The following is a 19991-nucleotide window of genomic DNA, read 5'->3' on the forward strand; positions in this document are numbered from 1 at the left end:
TCAAAATATTTCCTACTGCTGTATGATTAATTAACTCTTGCTTAATTTATTAGTTTCAACGGCGGTGAGATGTAAATGTATTTGTGTTATTTATTATATTTTGGATAAAGTACGAATTGGAAATATCTTGACTTACATCATCTTCATTTTTTCACTAGCAGCGCTAAAGTGTCTTCTAACTTAATTTGTCCGTTTACGAACATGGAATTGTAAAATGGATATTACCCCATCAGATTTAAAAACGATCCTGCATTCAAAACGCGCCAACATTTACTATCTCGAAAAATGCCGACTGCAGGTGAATGGTGGGCGGGTCGAATATGTGACCAAGGAAGGAAGTACCTCGAGTTACTGGAATATTCCCATCGCCAATACCACGGCGGTGATGCTCGGGATGGGAACCTCCGTGACGCAGGCGGCAATGCGGGAATTTGCCAGAGCGGGGGTGATGGTCGGTTTCTGCGGAACTGACGGAACACCGTTGTTTGCCGCCAATGAAATGGAAGTCCCGGTCTCCTGGCTGTCGCCGCAGAGCGAATATCGGCCCACGGAATATCTCCAGCACTGGGTGTCGTTCTGGTTTGATAATCAAAAGCGACTGCTGGCCGCAAAGCGGTTTCAGCAATTACGGCTGGCGCAGATTGAAAAGCAGTGGTTGAGCAGTCATATGAAACGTGAATTATCCTTTCAGCCCGCAGAAGATAAATTACGGACTCTGTTGCAGCAGGCCAATGAAAATATGGCAAACGCAGGCGATCATACCACTCTTATGTTAAAGGAAGCGCTGCTGACGAAAGCGCTTTATAAGCTCGTCAGCCAGACGGTCGGCTACGGTGATTTCAGCCGGGCAAAGCGCGGAGGCGGGATCGATCTGGCAAACCGTTTTCTCGACCAGGGAAATTATCTGGCTTACGGACTTGCCGCCGTTGCCGCATGGGTCACCGGTATTCCGCACGGGCTGGCGGTGATGCATGGGAAAACGCGTCGCGGCGGGCTGGTTTTCGATATTGCCGATCTTATTAAAGATGCGCTGGTCATGCCCCAGGCGTTTAAGTCCGCGATGCAGGGGGATGATGCGCAGACATTTCGCCAGGCCTGTATCGCCAACTTCCAGCGTGCCGACGCGCTCGATTTTATGATTACCACTCTCCAGCAAACGGCTGCTGAAATTGCCGGGAGCAGGGAATGAATATCCTGCTGGTGTCGCAGTGTACGAAAAAAGCCAGGGAGCAGAGCTGCCGTATTATCGACCAGTTCGCAGAACGAATGGGCGACAGCTGTTGGCAAACGGCGATTACGCTTGAAGGGCTAACCACCCTGCGCAAATTGTTGCGTAAAACTGCACGGCGAAACACCGCTGTGGCCTGCCACTGGATCAAGAAAAGCGGTCAGTCTGAACTGTTGTGGATAGTGGGGAATCAGCGCCGCTTCAACACTCAGGGCCGTGTGCCAACCAACCGGACGTCACGCCCAGTCGATGTAAATGACAATCTGCGCTGGCAAAGCGCCGAGAGCATCGCGCTTCTGGCGGCGCTGGCGGGGCTGTTTCACGATTTCGGCAAGGCCGGGGCGAGTTTCCAGAAAACCCTTCAGGGTGAAACCCCAAAACGTTACCAGCCTTATCGCCACGAATGGATCTCGGTGCGATTGTTTCAGGCCTTTGTCGGGGAGCAAACCGATGCGGCGTGGCTGGCTAAAATTGGCATGCTGTCCTCTAAAGATGATCGGGCGTTGCTGGCCCGGTTGAAAAGGGATAATCCGAAATGTAGCGACAGCCCGTTCACGACGCTGCCACCGCTGGCGGCGGCGGTGGCGTGGCTGATTGTCTCTCACCACCGCTTACCGCGAAATCTGCATTCTGACAGTAAGCATATGCGCGTTTCGGATTGCGGTGACTGGCTTCGGCAGCAGCTTAACGCCGACTGGAATGCGCTGAATCACGAGGATAAAGACTGGACGGCACGCGCCTTGAGCGATGTCTGGCGCTTCCCCGCCGGAACGCCGTTGCTGAGCGCCACCTGGCGGGAGAAAGCAAGGCAGATAGCCCGTCGCGCCATCAATGCCGGGAATCTGAGCCTGTATGGAACAATGGATAATCCCTTCACGCTGCATATGGCTCGCTTTTGCCTGATGCTGGCGGATCACTTTTACTCTTCCGGCGAACCCCAAACCAAATGGCAGGATCCGCAGTATCACGTCTGGGCTAACAGCGATCGTAATACCGGGGCGCTCAAACAGCGGGTGGATGAGCATCTGAACGGTGTGGCACATCATGCTTTGTTGTTGGGTCGACAACTGATGCATACCCGGGCGTCACTACCGTCGATAGGCAGGCACAACGGTTTTCGCGAGCGGGCAACCAATGCCCGTTACCTTTGGCAAAACAAGGCCTGGGATACCGCCGTGGCGCTACGGGAACGGAGTCGGGAAGGGGGATTTTTCGGCGTCAATATGGCGTCAACTGGCTGCGGAAAAACGTTCGCCAATGCGCGGATCATGTATGCGCTGGCAGACGAGCAGGAGGGCTGCCGTTTTACCGTTGCGCTGGGCCTGCGGACGCTGACGCTCCAAACCGGCGATGCGCTTCGCGAACGCTTGCACCTTGCGCAGGATGACCTGGCGATTTTGACCGGTTCTTCTGCAGTAAGAACGCTCTGGCAGCAGACCCAGAAAGAGGACGCATCAGAAGAGAGAAATGATCAAGGCAGCGCCTCAGCGGAGGGCTTTGCGGACGAGCAGTTATATGTGCATTACGACGGCAGTGCTCAGGCAGGTGTGTTGCAGAAATGGCTGGAGGGCGACCACAAGCTGGGCACCCTGGTCAGCGCACCGGTGCTGGTGTCGACCCTTGACCACCTGATCCCCGCCACCGAAGGCGTGCGTGGCGGCCAACAGTTACCCGCCATGCTGCGCCTGTTGACCAGCGATCTGGTACTGGATGAACCAGACGATTTTGACATCAGCGATCTGCATGCCGTCTGTCGGCTGATGAACTGGGCGGGAATGCTCGGGACGCGGGTATTGCTCTCTTCCGCCACGCTGTCACCGGAACTGGTGCAGGCGCTGTTTGCGGCCTATCTGACGGGGAGACGAATATGGCACAGCGCCTGCGGGGTATCCGAACGCCCGGCCCCGGTATGCTGCGCCTGGTTCGATGAATATCACGCGCAGGCAGAACAGGCAGATGACGATGATGCATTCCGCCTGATGCATGACGCTTACGCGCAAAAGCGGGCGGAGAATCTGCGGAAAAAGGAACGGCTGCATTTTGGTCGCATCGTTGCGCTGCGTTCGCCTTCGTCCTCGGTAGCAGATGTAGTGGCCGCAGTGGCGGGTACGCTGCATAAAGAAATGCTGGCGCTGCACGAGGCGCATAAAGAAACGCCCCGCAGCGGCAAAAGCGTTTCATTGGGGCTGGTACGTTTCGCCAATACCAATCCGATGGTTGCGGTAGCCCGCGCGCTGATGGCGCTTCCGTCGCCGGAGGATGTGCATATTCACTACTGCGTTTATCACAGCAGACATCCGCTGGTCGTCCGTTCGGCAATTGAAAAATGTCTCGATAACGCCTTCAACCGCCATCAGCGGGAAGCGCTGTGGCAGGTGCCGGAAATCAAAACCGCGCTGGAATGTAACCCTGAAAAGCAGCATCTTTTTGTTGTTCTGGGAACCTCAGTGCTGGAAGTGGGCAGAGACTGGGACGCCAGTTGGGGGATTATCGAACCCAGCTCAATGCGCTCGATCATCCAGTTTGCCGGACGTATTCAGCGCCATCGGCGGATCGCGCCCGAGCGCGAGAATCTGGCTATCCTCAGCCACAACGTCAAGGGATTGCAGCAGCGGTCCCCGGCATTCTGCAAACCGGGTTTTGAAACGCAAGAACACCGTTTATCCAGCCACTCTTTGGCTGAACTGCTCACACCGCAGGACTACGAAAACATCACCTCGATATCACGTATTTCGCCTTTAGCCAGCCCGAAGAATCAGCTAGCGGCGCTTGAACATCAGCGTCTGAAACTTGAGTTGATGGGCACGGAGGATAACAAGCCGGTTGCCGCCGATTTCTGGCGTAAGTCGATGCACTGGAACGCGCATATGCAGCATTTGACGCCGTTTCGTCATTCGCAGCCGGAGGCGATATTTTTCCTCCACATGCCTGACGACGATGAGGAACCCCGTTTTGCCTTTCATGCTACCGACGGCAGCGTTAAAGAGACTGAGCAATTCCGCAATCAAGATTTGTATGTCGCACCCGGAGTGAGTGTGTGGGGCTGTGTCGATCCGAAGGCGGTTCTCCTTGAGCAGGCAGATAGGCTTGAGATGGACATTGAAAAGGTTGGACCGGTTTTTGGCGAGATTCGGTTGCCGAGTCACGAAGGAGAGAATGAAACAGAAGACTGGCTTTATCACCCGTGGTTAGGGGTGTTTCGCGCCCTCTGAAAGAAAAAGAGGGCGCGAGCTGCTTGTACAGCAGTTAAGGTGAAATACAGAAGCAATCATCTCTATTTCTAAGCTGTCTTTCGACAGTACCGAGTGGAATGGTAGTGCACAACTCGTTGACAGACAATAAGAGCTGGGTATATAACGGCACTTCAGTATGTGTTTTAACCTAAAAACAGAAGAAATCATCTCTAGGTGGAAAATGTTCAATAACTTTAACAACTGCATTCTGATCGTAACAGTATGTGTTGTGGTGCTGAGGCCTTTTTGGGCTGAGATTATTCAGCATGAACCCACTAATATCACCGCAAATTTTAGCTTAACGATTAAGTAAGAGCCCAAAGGAGTTTGTATGGAAGGAAGGGCGCTGGTCCATTTTATCACCGATTACATTGCCTCCCGAAAGCAGGCAAAGCTCGAAAAGTTTGAGAAAGAAGCCGCCAAACGGTCCGCGCAGAGTGATGATGCCATCACCTTTGCCGCAGAACGTCAGGCTATCGAAACGCAATATGCCCCCCGGACCTGGCTGACAGATGCCGCCCGACGGGCCGGGCAAATCAGCCTTGTTACCCATGCGGCAAAGTTTACCCATGGCGATGCGAAATGCAGCAGTATTTATCTCGACACGCAGGGCGATGACCGCTATCTCAGCAGTGCTTCTCTCCCAACGCTGACGGCAGATGCCGTGGGCAATGCCGCGGCATTGGACGTGGCAAAGCTTTTACAAACACAAGTAGAAGGCGACTCTTTACTGGCTTGTCTGAAGCGGGGTGACCATCGGGCTTTACGTGCACTCGCGCAAGACGATGCGCAGCTGGCGCTATGGGTGGAAGGATTCAACCGGGCATTGATCCCGGCAGACCCTGCTTCACACAAGCTTGCAAAGCAGGTCTGGTTCCCGGTAGAGGATGGTTACCATCTGCTGTGTCCGCTTTTTGCCACCTCCTTTGCGCAGGGCGTGCATGAAAAAATGGTGGCAGCGCGTTTTAGTGATGAAGCCAAATCTATCCGCGAGGCGCATAAAAGCAGACAGTGGTATCCCCAGCCGCTGGTGATGTTTCGTGATTTGGCGGTGATGAATTTTGGTGGCACTAAACCGCAGAATATCTCCGCGCTGAACAGCGCCCGGGGGGGAAGAGTCTGGCTGCTTAGCGCTCAGCCGCCGGTCTGGAAAAAGACGGACAATCCTCCCGTCTCTATGCGTTCGATTTTTGCTTCTCGCGGGCAATTCCAGATTGAGGCGCGAACAGTGCTGACCCGGCTCTCACAATTAATGAGCCGGAGTGAGAGTTACTCAAATATGCCTATTCGCAAGGCCGTGGATGGCTATGTAGATGCGCTCATCGACACGCTGTTCATGCATGCCTCTACCCTCCAGCAGGAAAAATGGCAGGGCTGGACGCAAGACGCCCGTCAATTGAACGATCACCAGCAGCTGTGGCTTGATCCGTGGCGATGTCAATCCGATGACGTTTTCCGCCAAAATCGTGAGAGAAACGAGTGGCAGGAAAAGGTGGCGGATGATTTTGCCCGCTGGCTGAACAGTAATCTGCGCCAAAAAATTCCGGATGTGGCGAAGGCCGAGTTCCAACACTGGAAAACGCGCCCCCGGTTTCGCCAGCGTATGCGGGAAATGGAAGCGGTGATCCAGGAGGTGCTGCAATGAGTTATCTGCTGTTGTTACCGCATATCCGCATCGAAAACGCTAATGCCGTCGCAGGCCTGACCTGGGGATTCCCGGCGATAACCCACTTCCTCGGTTATGTTCACGCGCTGTCACGCAAGGTCAGCCAGACGCACGCGGTGCGGCTTTCCGGCTGTGCGGTTATCGCCCATGAACATCAGGTGCATGCTCATACCTCCGGGCGGGAATATCTGTTTGCGTTAACCCGCAATCCGCTTACCAAAGAAGGCAGAACGGCCTCTTTTAATGAAGAGGGGCGTATGCACCTGACGGTCTCGCTACTGGTGCAGTGTGAAGGGACTATCCCGAACGGTAAATACGGTATGGCGGCGCTCGTCGAGCATTTGAACCAGCTTTGTCCGGGTCAAAAGCTGGCGGGGGGCAGTATCGTCAGCATGCGCGAGCCGCAGATTTTTTATACGCCGACGGATGCGCCGCAGTGGCGGAAAATCCTCTGGCGGCTGATGCCAGGGTTTGCGCTCTGCGATCGTAGCGAATGGCTTAAGGAACATCATGGCCAGCTCCGGGAGGTATCGCCCGACAGCACGCTGCTTGATGCCTGGCTCGATTTCTCCACGCAAAAATTTCAGGCCGGTGAAGCCGAAACGAAAGATGGGCTGGTGCCCTGGCATTATCAGCCAAAACCGATGCCGGGTTATCTGGTGCCGCTGATGTGCGGTTTTCAACGCGTCTCACGGCTTTATGCCCCGGGAGAAGTGGCGAATACCCGTGATAGCTCGGTGCCGTTCGCGTTTGTTGAAGCCGTTTATGGCGTCGGCGAATGGCGAGGATTACACCGTATTTCCGACGTTCAGGCGCTGTTCTGGCGCTATCAAACCAGTGAAACCGGCTACTTCTGTGCAGCGCAGCCGGTTTCTGAAGATTACCCAGTCAATGACGATGATGATTCAAAATAAGGACACGACTATGGCAAAGGCTCCGACTACGGTGAAAACCGCATCTGTACTGGCTTTCGAGCGCAAAATGGCGACCTCCGATGCAATGATGTACTCCGGTACCTGGCAAGGAGAACAGTGGCAGCCGATCCGAATTCAGGAAAAAGCCGTGCGTGGTACGATCTCCAACCGGCTGAAAAACGCGGCAAAGCTCGATGCCGATATTCAGAAGCCCAACCTGCAACGTGTGGACACGGCAGCACTTCCAGCGGATGCTGATACGCTCAAAGTTGTGTTCACCCTGCGTGTGCTTGGCTCACTGGCAACACCGTCGGTGTGCAACGATATGGCCTATCAGGATGCACTACAGCAGGTGATCAACGGCTACATTAGCGAATACGGGTTCGGTGAGCTGGCGCACCGTTATGCCAGCAATCTGGCAAATGGTCGCTTTTTGTGGCGTAACCGCATTGGTGCGGAACAGATCCAGGTGACGATAAGCGCAGGCGACAAGCACTGGACGTTTAACGGGCATGACTACTCGCTGCGTGAATTTACGCAGCAGGACAAGGCACTTGCTGAGCTGGGGGAAATCGTTGCTCAGGGGCTGAATGGTCAGTCTTGGGTGATGCTGACCGTCGAGGCGCAGGTGCGCTTGGGGGCCGGGCAGGAGGTCTTCCCGTCTCAGGAACTGGTGCTGGACAGCAACAGCACCAAAAGCCGGCTTCTGTATCAGGTGGCTAATGTGGCGGGTATGCACTCGCAAAAGATTGGCAACGCCGTACGCACCATCGATACCTGGCATCCTAAAGTTGATGAGTTGGGGGCGATTGCGGTCGAACCTTATGGCTCGGTAACCAGTCGCGGCATCGCCTGTCGCCAGCCGAAAGAGAATATGGATTTCTATACCCTGTTGGATAACTGGGTCATCAAAGGCAAGAAGCCTGACGTTGAGCAACAGCACTACGTGATGGCGGTACTGATCCGGGGTGGTGTCTTCGGTGAGAAAGGCGAATAAGGAGGCGACATGGAGAGTTACCTGGAGATCCGGGTGTTATCCGATCCTGAATTCAGCGACGAGATGTTGATGGCTGCGTTGGTGGCGAAGCTACACCGTGCCCTCGGTGAGCGAGGCAAGGGCGATATTGGCATCAGTTTTCCCCATGTAAATCTTAAGCTCGGGGAGTGTCTGCGCCTGCACGGCACCGCGGCTGCTTTACAGGAACTGGAGGCAAAAGGTTGGCGAAAAGGGCTGAATGATTACGTGGCGTGCCAGACGATTGCCCCGGTTCCACAAAATGCACTGTGGCGAACTGTAAGCCGCGTACAGCCTAAAGGGAGCCAGGAGCGTCTGCTGCGCCGCTCGGTACGAAAAGGATGGCTGACTCAGCTAGAGGCTGACAGACGACTATCTGATGCAGTGGATCAACAGATGCTGTCGCTGCCGTTTTTAAATATGAAAAGTTTGTCGAACAAGAATTCTTTCCGTTTGTTTATTCAACATGGTGAGGTGGTCGATCAGCCAGTTGCCGGGACGTTCAGTACATACGGGCTGAGCCCTGTGGCGACGATCCCCTGGTTTTAAATGACGATACGTGAGTGATAAAAAAATCGGTCCATGCATATGCATGGACCCTTCAGAGAGCTGACCATGTTCTAAAGCGCCCGGCACAGGCATCAGTCCAGAATAATACGCTTAGAAGCTAATTTTTACCCCTGCAACGGCCTGCCAGTAATCCACGCCTTCATCTTCAAGTCGGTGCTGATACTGAAGCCCCGTATTCAATGACACATTTGGGACCGGATTGCTGATAATCCCCAAATCGATCATCGCAGAACTTCCGGCTGCACCGCTGCGGAAACTGTTGCTGACGTTGCTGTATTTGTCTCCAATCTCCAGCGTCATGTCATCACTAAGATCTTTGATAAACAGAGTATTCGCCGTTATAGCCCATTTCCCTGCGTTTGCCGTATCCCAATCATAGCGATAACGCATTCCCAGTCGCACTGTCGGACGAGTGATATCATCGTAGTGCACCTTAGTGTTATCAGTGTCAGTGAAATCATCCACTTGTAGATACTGGATGCCTACACCCGCGGTTGGCGTCAGTTGATGATCTCCCAGATTGAATCGATATCCAATATCAACAGAGCCGCTGAAAGAGGTGGCATTGATATCTGCAACTTCACTGCCACGCAGGTCGGTAGAAACATTGCCGTCATAGATGGCAACGTCTGACGCGAGATCAACGATTAACCCGCTCTTGTTTTGATATGACAACAGGGAGGATAAGCCCCAGGCGGTATATTCCGTTTTGCTATTGCCATCTGCAGCATCGGGGGTGACATCCAGATTGGCGCTAGAAACACCCAGGTTCAATGCCAGAGAGTGTGTATCATCCTCCAGATGCATCACCTTCCCGCCAAATAACCAGCCTTCCTCTTTCTGCTTATAGTCGTAACCATAATTCATAAAGCCCAGGGTGGAATGATAGTTGTCTTCCCCGTTGAGATACTGGAAGAAGATACTCAGCTTATTGTCATCGTGCGCTAACGCCAGGTTGCGGAACGTTTCACTCACCCGACTGTTGTAACTCAGCAAGGCCGAAGGTAAGGACAGATAGGAAGGCACCTGCGGCGTTACCGCCGGACGTGCATTTTTCCCATTGTCATCGTCATTGTCATCAGGCGTTGGTGCGGGTGGCACTGGCGTGTTATCGCCATCATCCGGGGCTGGATCGGGAACCGGCGTATCATCCCCGTCATCTGGCGTCGGGTCTGGGACCGGCGTGTCATCGCCGTCATCTGGTGTCGGGGCAGGCACCGGTGTGTCATTGCCATCATCTGGTGTCGGGTCAGGCACTGGCGTATTGTCAATCGGTACGGTGTTATCTCCTTCGGTCAGCATATTATTTTGCAAACGATAGTCCCAGAACCGATCGCCATCCCCTGTCACTTCACGCTGTTCTTCAGCGCTGCGACCCGGTGCAAAAGCATAAAGGCTGTAGGCATACGCGCCACGCGCAACATACTCGCCGACCAGTTTAAAGCTATCTTTTGCAGCGTTACCCGCTACCTGAATCAGTGAGATACCTTCCTGATTGTCTGCCGCTCCGTCATTATCCACATCCGTGAAGTATCCTGCTCCTGACGGCGTAACCTGAACACGGATTGGGCTACTGGAAACAACGTCACCGTCGATCAGCAACCTGTCTGTTTGTGCTGAGTCCGGCTCGAAATGCGTCCGTAAGCTGAGCAGGTTATTGTGGCCTGCGGACAGCGAGCCGTTAACGGTTTGTGTTGCTGGCGCAAAGAGATCGTTCTCGGTTTCAGTTGGCCAGTAAGGAAGCAACTGCACATCATCTTTCAGGATGAGATTCTTGACTGTGCTTTCACCCGCTAACACGGTGTTTTGTTCCATAGTGACGGCTGAGGCAAGAGAACCGTTGAGGATCAGTGCGCCGCTGTAAATGTGTGTTGAGCCGGTGAAGGTGTTGTCACTGTTGATATACAACGCCCCTGGCGCCATTTTTTTCAGCGTCCCGTTGCCGGACATCACGGCATCAATGACGACATCATTCGTGCCGTCAGTGCTGCTGGTTTTACTGTCAGTCTGATCCACAGAAATCACACTGCCGGTGGCAAGTTCAACCTGACCGCTCAAATGTGACTTGCTGTTCAACAGCATGTTTGCCTGTTCATTAAGCTTAATGCTGGCATCCAGTCTGGCATGCTCATTCACCCGCAGGGTGGCATGGCTAGCGACGTCAAGCTGGTTGATGTTGTAGGTCTCATCAATCCAGTCATCGCTGAAAACGGTGCCCCCGGCATGGGGAGTCGGGCGTCCGGACAGTCTAAGAATGCCGTTTTGCACGGAAAGTTGATTCAGATCGGCCCCACCGGCCAATTCCCAGATGCCCGATGCAGAATCAGGGACATAATCGACGTTTAAATTGTTGGCCGTTTCCTGACTGCCGAGATGACCGATGAATAACTGATTGTCGGTATTATTTAAGGTCAGCGTGCTGACCTGGTCTGTATTGCTGTTAATAATCGCCGCACCAGAATCACTGTGATTAATGGTGTCGAAAGCCATGTCATAGCCATTCAAATCCAGGTTGCCGCCGCGATAACCGAAATAAATGTCGCTGCTCTCAATCTGGTTTTCACCGCCGATTTGCACGGTTGGGCGACCACTTACGATGGTGACTTTGGAGAAGGCGTGTTGTTCACCCGCGTCATTGGCCTGCTGGGCTAACACCACCATACCGTCGCCAACATTCAGCGCACCGCCATTATTACCCACGGCATTGACGTACAGCGTGCCTTCACCAATTTTATGCAGGGTATCGCCAGCCAGCCCATTCACTTCCCAGTCAACGGTTTTACCGGCATCGACTTCAATGCCGCCGCCCACCCAGGTGCTGTTTGTATCTTCAGCTGACACCACCCGATAATCACTGGAGAACTGAAGTTTCGCGGCACCGTGGTTGACTGCGTTGTCGAGTACGATCAGGCCACCATCACCGGCAAAGCGCAGATCTTTCGATGCATTGAGCGCTTCATTGGTGGCCTGTGAAGGCAGTACAGTATCGACCCCATGCCACAGCCAGCTATTTTCGCCCTGCGTAATATTGGCTGTAGTCCAGTGAATAGCGCCCTCAGCAGCCACATCCGTCACATCCGGATCGGTATTTTCAGCGATAACGCCCTTGAGGAAATTGAGTTGCATATCCAGCGTATAGCTGGTGTTGCCGTAGGGAAGGTTGGTCGCACCCCAAGGGGAGACGCCATAAATCTTCCATTCTTTTTCAACATTATCGTAGACATAGACCGGGCTTCCACTGTCTCCGGATTGGATAGCGGAACTGAAAGGTTGAGCGCGTGGATCAGGTGGGCCGTAGTTCGTCCAACGAAGTCGCCAGCTTTCAAATGTTGGGTTTACAAATGTCCCACCACTTTTCCAGTTATAGGCTCCGGTAATATAGACCGGCTTTTGGGTGATCGGGTCGACCTGATATTGTGTTCCGGACCCAGCCCGAGCGAAATACACATAGCGTTCACGGTTATTTCGCACATCATCCGGATTTACCATAGGCATCGGTGCAGCATCAGTAACCACTTTATTCAGGCGCGGGACATGAAAGTCTTTGCCCCATTGTTCATAAGCAGGATGAACGTTGCGGCTAATTAATTTATAAGTGGTTCTGTATTTTGCGTGATTTCCGAAATCAACAGAGGTATAACCGGTATTATGCGCGACGCTGGCAACATAAGAGGGGGAAATTAATGTAGCAAAGCCCTGGCTATTAATTGCACCAAAATCCGGCATTGGGAAATTAAGAATGCCTGCCGATGTGCCATCCATCTTAAAAACTTCGATGTTTTCTTCACCGACCTCGTACTTGCCGAGGTTCTCCGCAAAGTCGCGATAGTCCTGCACGGACACGTCTTCGCGCATGATCCCGGCGTCGGCATCAAACAGCGCCAATGCAATTAGGCTACTCAGTAGCCTTGGCTTCCATTTCATTTATTCTTCCTTGAACGTTGAATAATTAAATTTGGTTAAATAGTCAATAATGCTAGCAGGGGAGGGAGGTGTGCGGCAATGGACATTGGCCGGACTAAAGATGGGGTGATGTGAAATATTTAGTTTGCAGAGGAACTAATCGTAAATAAAACAGTCTTCTAGTGGGCGAATACATATATCTTAAATGTATTGTTAGCGATGCTTAATTTTCGATTGTTATGAAAAAGGTAAATGATTTTGCAGGGCCCTTTTTCGCTACCGTCATTAAAAAACGAGAGCCACATCCTGTTGATCAGAGATACCAGTGCTGTGCGTATCTGCCATCAGATAATTTACTCGCATACCGCCCGTAACGGGGGAGTCGTTCGCCTCCAACTGTAACCCGGGCTTGTACAGATTTTTTACTGGCAAATGCCGACGGTTGGTGGCTCAGATACCTTAGGTATGAGATGGCGGTGGGAGGAGTCGGTACAAGTGGAAATGAAAAAGGCCAGGAGCTATCCCGGCCTTTCAGCATACTGCTAGCCTTGCGGCATGAGGTCAATCAGCGACTACGGAAGACAATGCGGCCTTTGCTCAGGTCGTACGGGGTCAGCTCAACAGTCACTTTGTCGCCCGTCAGAATGCGGATGTAGTTTTTACGCATTTTACCGGAGATATGCGCAGTTACCACGTGACCGTTTTCCAGTTCTACGCGGAACATAGTGTTAGGTAACGTTTCGAGAACGGTACCCTGCATTTCAATATTGTCTTCTTTGGCCATCTAGTCCTCGGGGGGTATCACTACCATTGTTTTGAACCGGCAAGATAATGCCGAAATTCAGCAATTAAGTAAAGATTTACCCGTCACCTTTCGGCGTAATGCCGCTGTGCAGGGTAAAAAAGAGATCGTTTTTGCGCATTACCCGTCTGTCACACATGAGTACCGTATGACGAGCGCAAACGTATTGAGGGATATTCCTGAAACGATGGCGGGGCAACAGGCAGAAACGACTTCAGGCGCAATTATATCACCCTGACAAAAAATGTGCCGAAAACATTTACACTTGAGGTGAAAAGAGCGTGCGCGGCACCCAGAAATGCCCGGGCAGCGGCTGTGCTCGCAGTTCAGCAAGGTATTCCAGGTACTCACGGCGCGGGATTTCGACGGCGCCCAGCGAGGCGGTGTGATTGTTCAACACCTGGCAATCCATCAGTTTGCCGCCCTGGCTGGCAAAAGCCTGGGTGAACACCAGCAGTGCGCTTTTTGAGGCATTGACTGCCCGGCTGAACATCGACTCGCCGCAGAACAGCGCGCCTTGCGCCACGCCGTACATGCCACCCACCAGTTCGCTCCCGAGCCACACCTCGACCGAATGTGCATGGCCCAGTTCGTGTAAGCGGTGATACGCCTGCACGATGCTCTCCGTTATCCAGGTACCTTCATCCCGGTCATCGGCGCAGCCTTCTATCACCTGGCCGAAAGCATGGTTGAGCGTAATGCGATAGGGCGACGACTTATGAAAACGTTTCATGCTGCGGCTGAGGTGAAAATCTGCGGGCCACAGCACGGCGCGCGGATCCGGCGACCACCACAAAATAGGGTCGCCGGGAGAGAACCAGGGAAAAATACCGCGCTGATAGGCCATCAGCAGGCGCGCTGGGCTGAGATCGCCCCCGAGCGCGAGCAAACCGTTAGGTTCGCGCAGGGCACCTTCCGGCGATGGGAAGGTAATGGAATGACGTGATAACTGGACCAGCCGCATACTTCACAACTCCACGCCTGATAATAATCAATAGTAGTTTAGATACGCTGTCTGAACTGGTAATAACGCCCCTGTTGCGCCAGCAATTCTGCGTGATTACCTTGCTCAATAATGTGTCCGTTGTCCATCACAATTATTTTCTCAAAACGGGCCAGGCCGCGCAGGCGATGGGTGACCATCAGCACGGTTTTCTCGCGCATCACATCCGCCAGTAAATCAAGAATTTGGCTCTCGGTGGTGGCATCCAGCCCTTCTGTCGGTTCGTCGAGTAACATCAGCGGCGCATCGTGGAGCAGGGCGCGGGCAATCGCCAGACGACGCAGCTCTCCGCCGGAGAGTTGTCGGCCACCTTCGCCGAGCCAACTGTTGAGCCCGCTGTCCTCGAGCAGTTTCTCCAGCCCGGTGCGTGTGAGGACGGTTGCCAGCTCGTCATCCGTTGCGTCCGGGGCTGCCAGCAGCAGATTGTCGCGCAGCGTGGCGCTGAACAGGTGAACGCGCTGCGGAACCACGCTCATGCTGCGGCGCAGCGTCATTTCATCGAGGGCGGCAATCGGCTGCTGATTTAACAACAGTTCCCCGTGCTGCGGATCCCACGCGCGGGTCAGCAACTGGAGCAATGTCGATTTACCGCAGCCGGTTCGGCCCAGAATAGCAATATGTTCCCCGGCGTTGACCTGTAAATGGATATTCGCCAGGGCAGGCTGTGTCTGCTGCGGGTAGCTGAAGCTAACGTTGTTCAGGGTCAAACTCACCTGTTTTGGTGCTTCAGAGGCAGCCTGTGGGAAGCCCACCTCCGGTTTCTGCTCGGTCAGTTCGGTAATACGCGCGGCCGAGGCCATCACTTGCCCAAGATGCTGGAATGCCGCTGTGACGGGGGCCAGCGCCTCAAAGGCGGCAAGTGCACAGAAAACAAACAGCGCAATCAGCGGGCCTGGCTGGCTGTTATCCCCCACGCCACCCGCAGCCATCCACAGCATGACGATAACTGCAGCTGAACCCATCAGCAGCATCAGTGCCTGAGAAAGTGCGGTCAGTTCCGACTGGCGGCGCTGGGCTTCATGCCAGCTGAGTTCGGTCTGCTCCATTTGCTCACGATAGCGGGTGCTGGCCCCGAAGATGCTGAGCTCAGCCTGGCCGTGCAGCCACGAGGTCAGCTGTTGGCGGTATTCGCCGCGAAGCTGGGTCAGGCTTTCGCCGGTCGGCTTCCCGGCGCGATAAAACAGCGGCGGCAAGGCGACCAGCGTCAGCAGCATAATGCCGCCAAGTGTCAGCGCCAGCGTGATGTCGAGGAAACTCAGACCAAAGGTGACCACGGCGATCACCACCAGGGCGCTGACCAACGGCGAAATCACGCGTAAATATAAATGATCGAGGGTATCAACATCGGCGACAACGCGGTTGAGTAAATCGCCCTGACGAAAACGTGCCAGCCCGGCCGGGGAGAGTGGCATCAGCTTGCTGAAGGTGAACACCCGCAGATGTTGCAGCACGCGGAACGTCGCGTCGTGGCTGACCAGACGCTCGAAATAGCGACCGGCGGTACGTACGATGGCGGCTCCCCGCACACCCGCGGCGGGCAGCATGTAGTTAAAGGTGTAAGCGCCAGCAAAACCGACGGCGGCAGACGCCGACAGGAACCAGCCCGACAGGGTGATCAGGCCAATACTCGCCAATAGGGTGACAATTGCCAGGATAACGCCAAGGGACAACAACCATTTGTGACGCTTATACAGCGCCAGGTAGGGGGCTAACACGCGCATTTAAATCTCCTCCTGACGGTGAGCGAGCAGGCGGGCAAAATGCCCCTGCACCGCAGCAAGCTCGGCAAACTGACCCTGTTCAACGATCTGACCCTGATGCATCACCCATACCGCATCCCACTGAGCGAGATTTTCTAACTGATGGGTGACCATTAAGGTGGTCTGATTGGCGGAAGCTTCGGTCAGCGCCTGCATGACGCGCTGTTCACTATGTGCGTCGAGGCTAGCGGCAGGTTCATCAAGCAACATCAACCGGCTAGGGGAGAGCAAGGCCCGCGCCACGGCTACGCGCTGCGCCTGGCCGACGGACAACCGGCTGGCCTGATCCCCGACCGGGGTGTCAATGCCCTGTGGAAGCTGGCTGACAAATTCGTTAACCCACGCACGCTCGAGAGCGTGGTGAAGTTGCGCCTCGCTGGCCTGCGGATCGGCCAGCAGCACATTGTCACGCAGCGTATGCGCCGGGAGCTGCGGGTTTTGCCCCACCCAGCTTAACAGGCGCCGCCATGCGTCGGGATCGAGGTCACTGAGCTCGGTGCCGTTAACCTTCAACGAGCCGTCATAGGGCAGAAAACCGGCCAGGGTGTTGAGCAGCGAACTCTTACCCGAGCCGCTCTGGCCAACCAGCACCACGCGCTCCCCGGCGGCAAGGCTAAAGCTCATCGGACCGGCGAGGACCTTACCTTCTGGCGACTTAATGATCAGGTCCTGCGCCTCCAGGCTGACTGACAGACTGTCATCTGGCTTCATAGTGCCACGCTGCGGCTGAGCCAGAGGTGTTTCAAGGAAGGTTTTCAGGCTGTCGGCGGCACCCACGGCCTGCGCTTTAGCGTGGTAAAACGTGCCGAGATCGCGTAGCGGCTGGAAAAATTCCGGGGCCAGGATCAGCGCCAGAAAACCGGAGAACAGCGTCACGCCAGTGCCGTAGCTGCCGAAATTCAGCTGCCCAAGGTAGGAGAATCCGAAGTACACCGCGACGACGGCAATTGACAGTGAGGTGAAAAATTCCAGAACACCGGAAGAGAGAAACGCAAGTCGCAGAACTTCCATTGTGCGCTGGCGAAAATTCTCCGATGCCTGACGAATAGTGTCCGTTTCAGCGGCACCTCGACCAAAAATGCGTAAGGTGTCCATGCCGCGCAGACGGTCAAGGAAATGACCGCTCAGGCGCCCAAGGGCAAGGAAGTTACGACGGTTTGCATCGGCAGCACCCATACCGACCAGTGCCATAAACATCGGGATCAGCGGGGCGGTACACAGCAGAATCAATGCGGCGGTCCAGTTGGACGGGAAGATAGCCAGCACGATAAGCAAGGGAACCGATGCGGCCAACGCCATCTGTGGCAGATAGCGGGCATAGTAGTCGTGCATATCGTCTATTTGTTCAAGGATAAGCGTCGCCCAACTTCCGGCAGGCTTGCCCTGGATCCAGGCGGGGCCGGCCTGTTGCAACCGGTCGAGCACGATTTTGCGAATTTCATAGCGAATATGTTGCCCTGCATGAAACCCGACACGCTCGCGTAGCCACACCACCCAGGCACGCAAAATAAACACCAACACCAGCACCACAAACGGCATCAGCAGCGCTTCACGGGGAATGTTCTCCATGATCATATGGTGCAGAATTCGGGCCAGAATATACGCCTGGGCGATAATCAGCACTCCGCTGACCGCACCGAGCAGACGGGAAAGCATCAGCCAGCGACGGGATATTACGCTTTGCTGTTTTAACCAGCGGGTAAGCTCTTGTTGACGGGTTTTATTCATGGCGTGCTTAGCAGGTGTCTTATTAGGAATCATTAGGCACGGCAATGTTACAACGAGGAAAAAATAAAGGCGACTTATCGTCGCCTTCTTTACCTTTGTTACTGACTTGTAAAGATTATTTTGCCTGATCGGCCAGACCGTCAAGATAACGCTCGGCGTCCAGCGCGGCCATGCAGCCGGTGCCCGCTGAGGTGATTGCCTGACGATAAATGTGGTCCATAACGTCACCAGCCGCGAACACGCCCGGGATGCTGGTTTGGGTCGCGTTGCCGTGGATGCCGGACTGTACTTTGATGTAGCCGTTTTCCAGTTCCAGTTGGCCGTCGAAAATGGCGGTATTTGGACTGTGGCCGATAGCCACGAACAGACCCGCAACGTCCAGAGACTCGATGTTGTCACCGTTCTGGGTATCGCGCAGACGCAACCCGCTGACGCCCATCTGGTCACCGGTCACTTCTTCCAGGGTACGATGGGTATGCAGCACGATATTGCCGCTTTCGACTTTATCCATCAGACGTTTGATCAGGATTTTTTCCGCACGGAAGGTGTCACGACGGTGAATCAGATGCACTTCAGAGGCGATATTGGCCAGATAAAGCGCTTCTTCAACCGCCGTGTTGCCGCCACCGATAACCGCGACTTTCTGGTTACGGTAGAAGAAACCGTCGCAGGTGGCGCAGGCAGACACGCCGCGGCCTTTGAATGCTTCTTCTGAAGGCAGGCCCAGATAACGGGCGGAAGCACCAGTGGCGATAATCAGGGCATCACAGGTGTATTCGCCGCTGTCGCCGGTCAGACGGAACGGACGATTCTGTAAATCGACCTTGTTAATGTGGTCGAACAGGATTTCGGTTTCAAATTTCACCGCGTGCTCATGCATACGTTCCATTAGCAGCGGACCGGTCAGATCGCTCGGGTCGCCTGGCCAGTTTTCCACTTCTGTGGTGGTGGTCAACTGACCGCCTTTTTCCATGCCGGTAATCAGTACCGGTTGCAGGTTAGCGCGTGCAGCATAGACCGCAGCGGTATAGCCCGCTGGTCCAGAACCAAGAATAAGCAGTTTACTGTGTTTGGCCGTGCCCATGAGATCCCCATAAATGTTGGCAGACAATGGGCGGGATTGTAGGGAATTTGCGGAGGTAATAAAAGAGTGCAGAAATTTTGTTAACGATATGTGTAATAGATGGCGTCAATGAATTGGTGGTTTTATCAACGACTGTGATAACTCATTCTACTGCGAACCGGGGGATTATAAGGAGATAACATGATGATCAACCGGGACTGATAATGAATATCTGGCATGTTGTACTAAAAATCGATGTTTTGCTTTGACAATCCCCTGTGCTTTTGCGAAAACATTGATGGGAGAAAAAAGCAGTGTTTGTTGTGTAGTGAATGTTCATGCACGCAAATGCCATTTTTAACCGGGTCAGCATTATCGACGCATGGCGTGGACAGACGCCATACGAGATAACGATGACTGCCATCAGGCAACGGCTTCTCAACACGTACCCTTGGGTTATGCAATACATCTGGTGACAGATTTGTAGCGCAGGCGACGGGCACAGGCTCTGAACAGTGAAGTGCACAGGGTCAAGACAGGAGTAGGGAAGGAATACAGAGAGACAATAATAATGGTAGATAGCAAGAAGCGCCCAGGCAAAGATCTCGACCGCATCGATCGCAACATTTTGAACGAATTGCAAAAGGATGGGCGAATTTCCAACGTTGAGCTTTCTAAACGAGTGGGACTTTCTCCGACGCCTTGCCTTGAGCGTGTTCGTCGGCTGGAAAGACAAGGGTTTATTCAGGGATACACCGCGCTGCTGAACCCGCATTATCTGGATGCATCGCTGCTGGTCTTTGTTGAGATAACTCTGAATCGTGGCGCCCCGGATGTGTTTGAGCAATTTAACTCCGCTGTGCAAAAACTTGAAGAAATTCAAGAGTGTCACTTGGTTTCCGGTGATTTCGACTACCTGTTGAAAACCCGTGTACCGGACATGTCAGCGTACCGTAAGTTGTTAGGTGAAACCCTGCTGCGCCTGCCAGGCGTGAATGACACCCGTACCTACGTGGTTATGGAAGAGGTTAAGCAGAGTAATCGTCTGGTAATTAAGACGCGCTAACACGGAACAGGTGCAAAATCAGCGTAAGTTGATTACACTC

General features: G+C 53.9%; 13 protein-coding genes. 7 read left to right on the forward strand and 6 right to left on the reverse strand.

What is annotated here, in order from left to right; genetic code table 11:
• Positions 1-214 precede the first annotated feature (214 nt).
• The 6 genes from cas1f to cas6f all read left to right on the forward strand — a co-directional run bounded on the left by cas1f (position 215) and on the right by cas6f (position 8605).
• Complete coding sequence (cas1f, locus tag ACG0Z5_RS10155) at positions 215-1189, forward strand: type I-F CRISPR-associated endonuclease Cas1f (RefSeq protein ID WP_394446951.1); 975 nt, start codon at positions 215-217, stop codon at positions 1187-1189.
• The gene (gene cas3f, locus ACG0Z5_RS10160) at positions 1186-4440 is read left to right on the forward strand and encodes a type I-F CRISPR-associated helicase Cas3f (RefSeq protein WP_394446954.1); all 3255 of its coding nucleotides are present in this window, start codon (positions 1186-1188) and stop codon (positions 4438-4440) included. The genes cas1f and cas3f overlap by 4 nt, the downstream gene beginning before the upstream one ends.
• A gap of 352 nt (positions 4441-4792) precedes the next feature.
• Positions 4793-6106 carry a type I-F CRISPR-associated protein Csy1 gene (gene csy1, locus ACG0Z5_RS10165; protein ID WP_394446956.1) on the forward strand — a complete coding sequence of 438 codons (1314 nt, stop codon included), beginning with the start codon at positions 4793-4795 and terminating at the stop codon, positions 6104-6106.
• Positions 6103-7041 carry a type I-F CRISPR-associated protein Csy2 gene (gene csy2 / locus ACG0Z5_RS10170; RefSeq protein ID WP_394446958.1) on the forward strand — a complete coding sequence of 313 codons (939 nt, stop codon included), beginning with the start codon at positions 6103-6105 and terminating at the stop codon, positions 7039-7041. The genes csy1 and csy2 overlap by 4 nt, the downstream gene beginning before the upstream one ends.
• 10 nt (positions 7042-7051) lie before the next feature.
• On the forward strand, positions 7052-8038 hold the full coding sequence (csy3, locus tag ACG0Z5_RS10175; protein WP_394446959.1) for a type I-F CRISPR-associated protein Csy3: 987 nt from the start codon (positions 7052-7054) through the stop codon (positions 8036-8038).
• A gap of 9 nt (positions 8039-8047) precedes the next feature.
• Positions 8048-8605, forward strand: coding sequence for a type I-F CRISPR-associated endoribonuclease Cas6/Csy4 (cas6f, locus tag ACG0Z5_RS10180; protein WP_394446961.1), 558 nt, complete (start codon positions 8048-8050; stop codon positions 8603-8605).
• Between the two features lie 111 nt (positions 8606-8716).
• Here cas6f and ACG0Z5_RS10185 read toward each other — a convergent pair whose 3' ends face one another.
• The 6 genes from ACG0Z5_RS10185 to trxB all read right to left on the reverse strand — a co-directional run bounded on the left by ACG0Z5_RS10185 (position 8717) and on the right by trxB (position 18906).
• Positions 8717-12511 carry a S6 family peptidase gene (locus tag ACG0Z5_RS10185; RefSeq protein ID WP_394446964.1) on the reverse strand — a complete coding sequence of 1265 codons (3795 nt, stop codon included), beginning with the start codon at positions 12509-12511 and terminating at the stop codon, positions 8717-8719.
• A gap of 583 nt (positions 12512-13094) precedes the next feature.
• Positions 13095-13313, reverse strand: a complete 219-nt coding sequence (gene infA, locus ACG0Z5_RS10190; RefSeq protein ID WP_001040187.1) for a translation initiation factor IF-1 — start codon at positions 13311-13313, stop codon at positions 13095-13097.
• Positions 13314-13590: 277 nt separating this feature from the next.
• Positions 13591-14295, reverse strand: coding sequence for a leucyl/phenylalanyl-tRNA--protein transferase (gene aat, locus ACG0Z5_RS10195; protein ID WP_394447002.1), 705 nt, complete (start codon positions 14293-14295; stop codon positions 13591-13593).
• A gap of 38 nt (positions 14296-14333) precedes the next feature.
• Positions 14334-16055, reverse strand: a complete 1722-nt coding sequence (cydC, locus tag ACG0Z5_RS10200; RefSeq protein ID WP_394447005.1) for a heme ABC transporter ATP-binding protein/permease CydC — start codon at positions 16053-16055, stop codon at positions 14334-14336.
• Entirely contained in the window at positions 16056-17822 is a 1767-nt protein-coding gene (gene cydD, locus ACG0Z5_RS10205) for a heme ABC transporter permease/ATP-binding protein CydD (RefSeq protein ID WP_394447007.1), read from the reverse strand. It abuts the gene before it with no gap.
• Positions 17823-17937: 115 nt separating this feature from the next.
• Positions 17938-18906 carry a thioredoxin-disulfide reductase gene (gene trxB / locus ACG0Z5_RS10210; RefSeq protein WP_394447009.1) on the reverse strand — a complete coding sequence of 323 codons (969 nt, stop codon included), beginning with the start codon at positions 18904-18906 and terminating at the stop codon, positions 17938-17940.
• Between the two features lie 550 nt (positions 18907-19456).
• On the opposite strand from trxB, the gene lrp reads away from it, so the two are divergent.
• Complete coding sequence (gene lrp, locus ACG0Z5_RS10215) at positions 19457-19951, forward strand: leucine-responsive transcriptional regulator Lrp (RefSeq protein ID WP_002439523.1); 495 nt, start codon at positions 19457-19459, stop codon at positions 19949-19951.
• The last annotated feature ends 40 nt before the right edge of the window (positions 19952-19991 follow it).

It is taken from the genome of Scandinavium sp. M-37 (assembly GCF_043558715.1).
Classification (GTDB): Bacteria; Pseudomonadota; Gammaproteobacteria; order Enterobacterales; family Enterobacteriaceae; genus Scandinavium; species Scandinavium vulneris_A.

What these genes read in the sequence shown, in the direction of transcription:
- cas1f (WP_394446951.1), top strand. Translation starts at nt 215, where the DNA reads ATGGATATTACCCCATCAGATTTAAAAACGATCCTGCATTCAAAACGC.
- cas3f (WP_394446954.1), top strand. Translation starts at nt 1,186, where the DNA reads ATGAATATCCTGCTGGTGTCGCAGTGTACGAAAAAAGCCAGGGAGCAG.
- csy1 (WP_394446956.1), top strand. Translation starts at nt 4,793, where the DNA reads ATGGAAGGAAGGGCGCTGGTCCATTTTATCACCGATTACATTGCCTCC.
- csy2 (WP_394446958.1), top strand. Translation starts at nt 6,103, where the DNA reads ATGAGTTATCTGCTGTTGTTACCGCATATCCGCATCGAAAACGCTAAT.
- csy3 (WP_394446959.1), top strand. Translation starts at nt 7,052, where the DNA reads ATGGCAAAGGCTCCGACTACGGTGAAAACCGCATCTGTACTGGCTTTC.
- cas6f (WP_394446961.1), top strand. Translation starts at nt 8,048, where the DNA reads ATGGAGAGTTACCTGGAGATCCGGGTGTTATCCGATCCTGAATTCAGC.
- infA (WP_001040187.1), bottom strand. Translation starts at nt 13,313, where the DNA reads ATGGCCAAAGAAGACAATATTGAAATGCAGGGTACCGTTCTCGAAACG.
- aat (WP_394447002.1), bottom strand. Translation starts at nt 14,295, where the DNA reads ATGCGGCTGGTCCAGTTATCACGTCATTCCATTACCTTCCCATCGCCG.
- cydC (WP_394447005.1), bottom strand. Translation starts at nt 16,055, where the DNA reads ATGCGCGTGTTAGCCCCCTACCTGGCGCTGTATAAGCGTCACAAATGG.
- cydD (WP_394447007.1), bottom strand. Translation starts at nt 17,822, where the DNA reads ATGAATAAAACCCGTCAACAAGAGCTTACCCGCTGGTTAAAACAGCAA.
- trxB (WP_394447009.1), bottom strand. Translation starts at nt 18,906, where the DNA reads ATGGGCACGGCCAAACACAGTAAACTGCTTATTCTTGGTTCTGGACCA.
- lrp (WP_002439523.1), top strand. Translation starts at nt 19,457, where the DNA reads ATGGTAGATAGCAAGAAGCGCCCAGGCAAAGATCTCGACCGCATCGAT.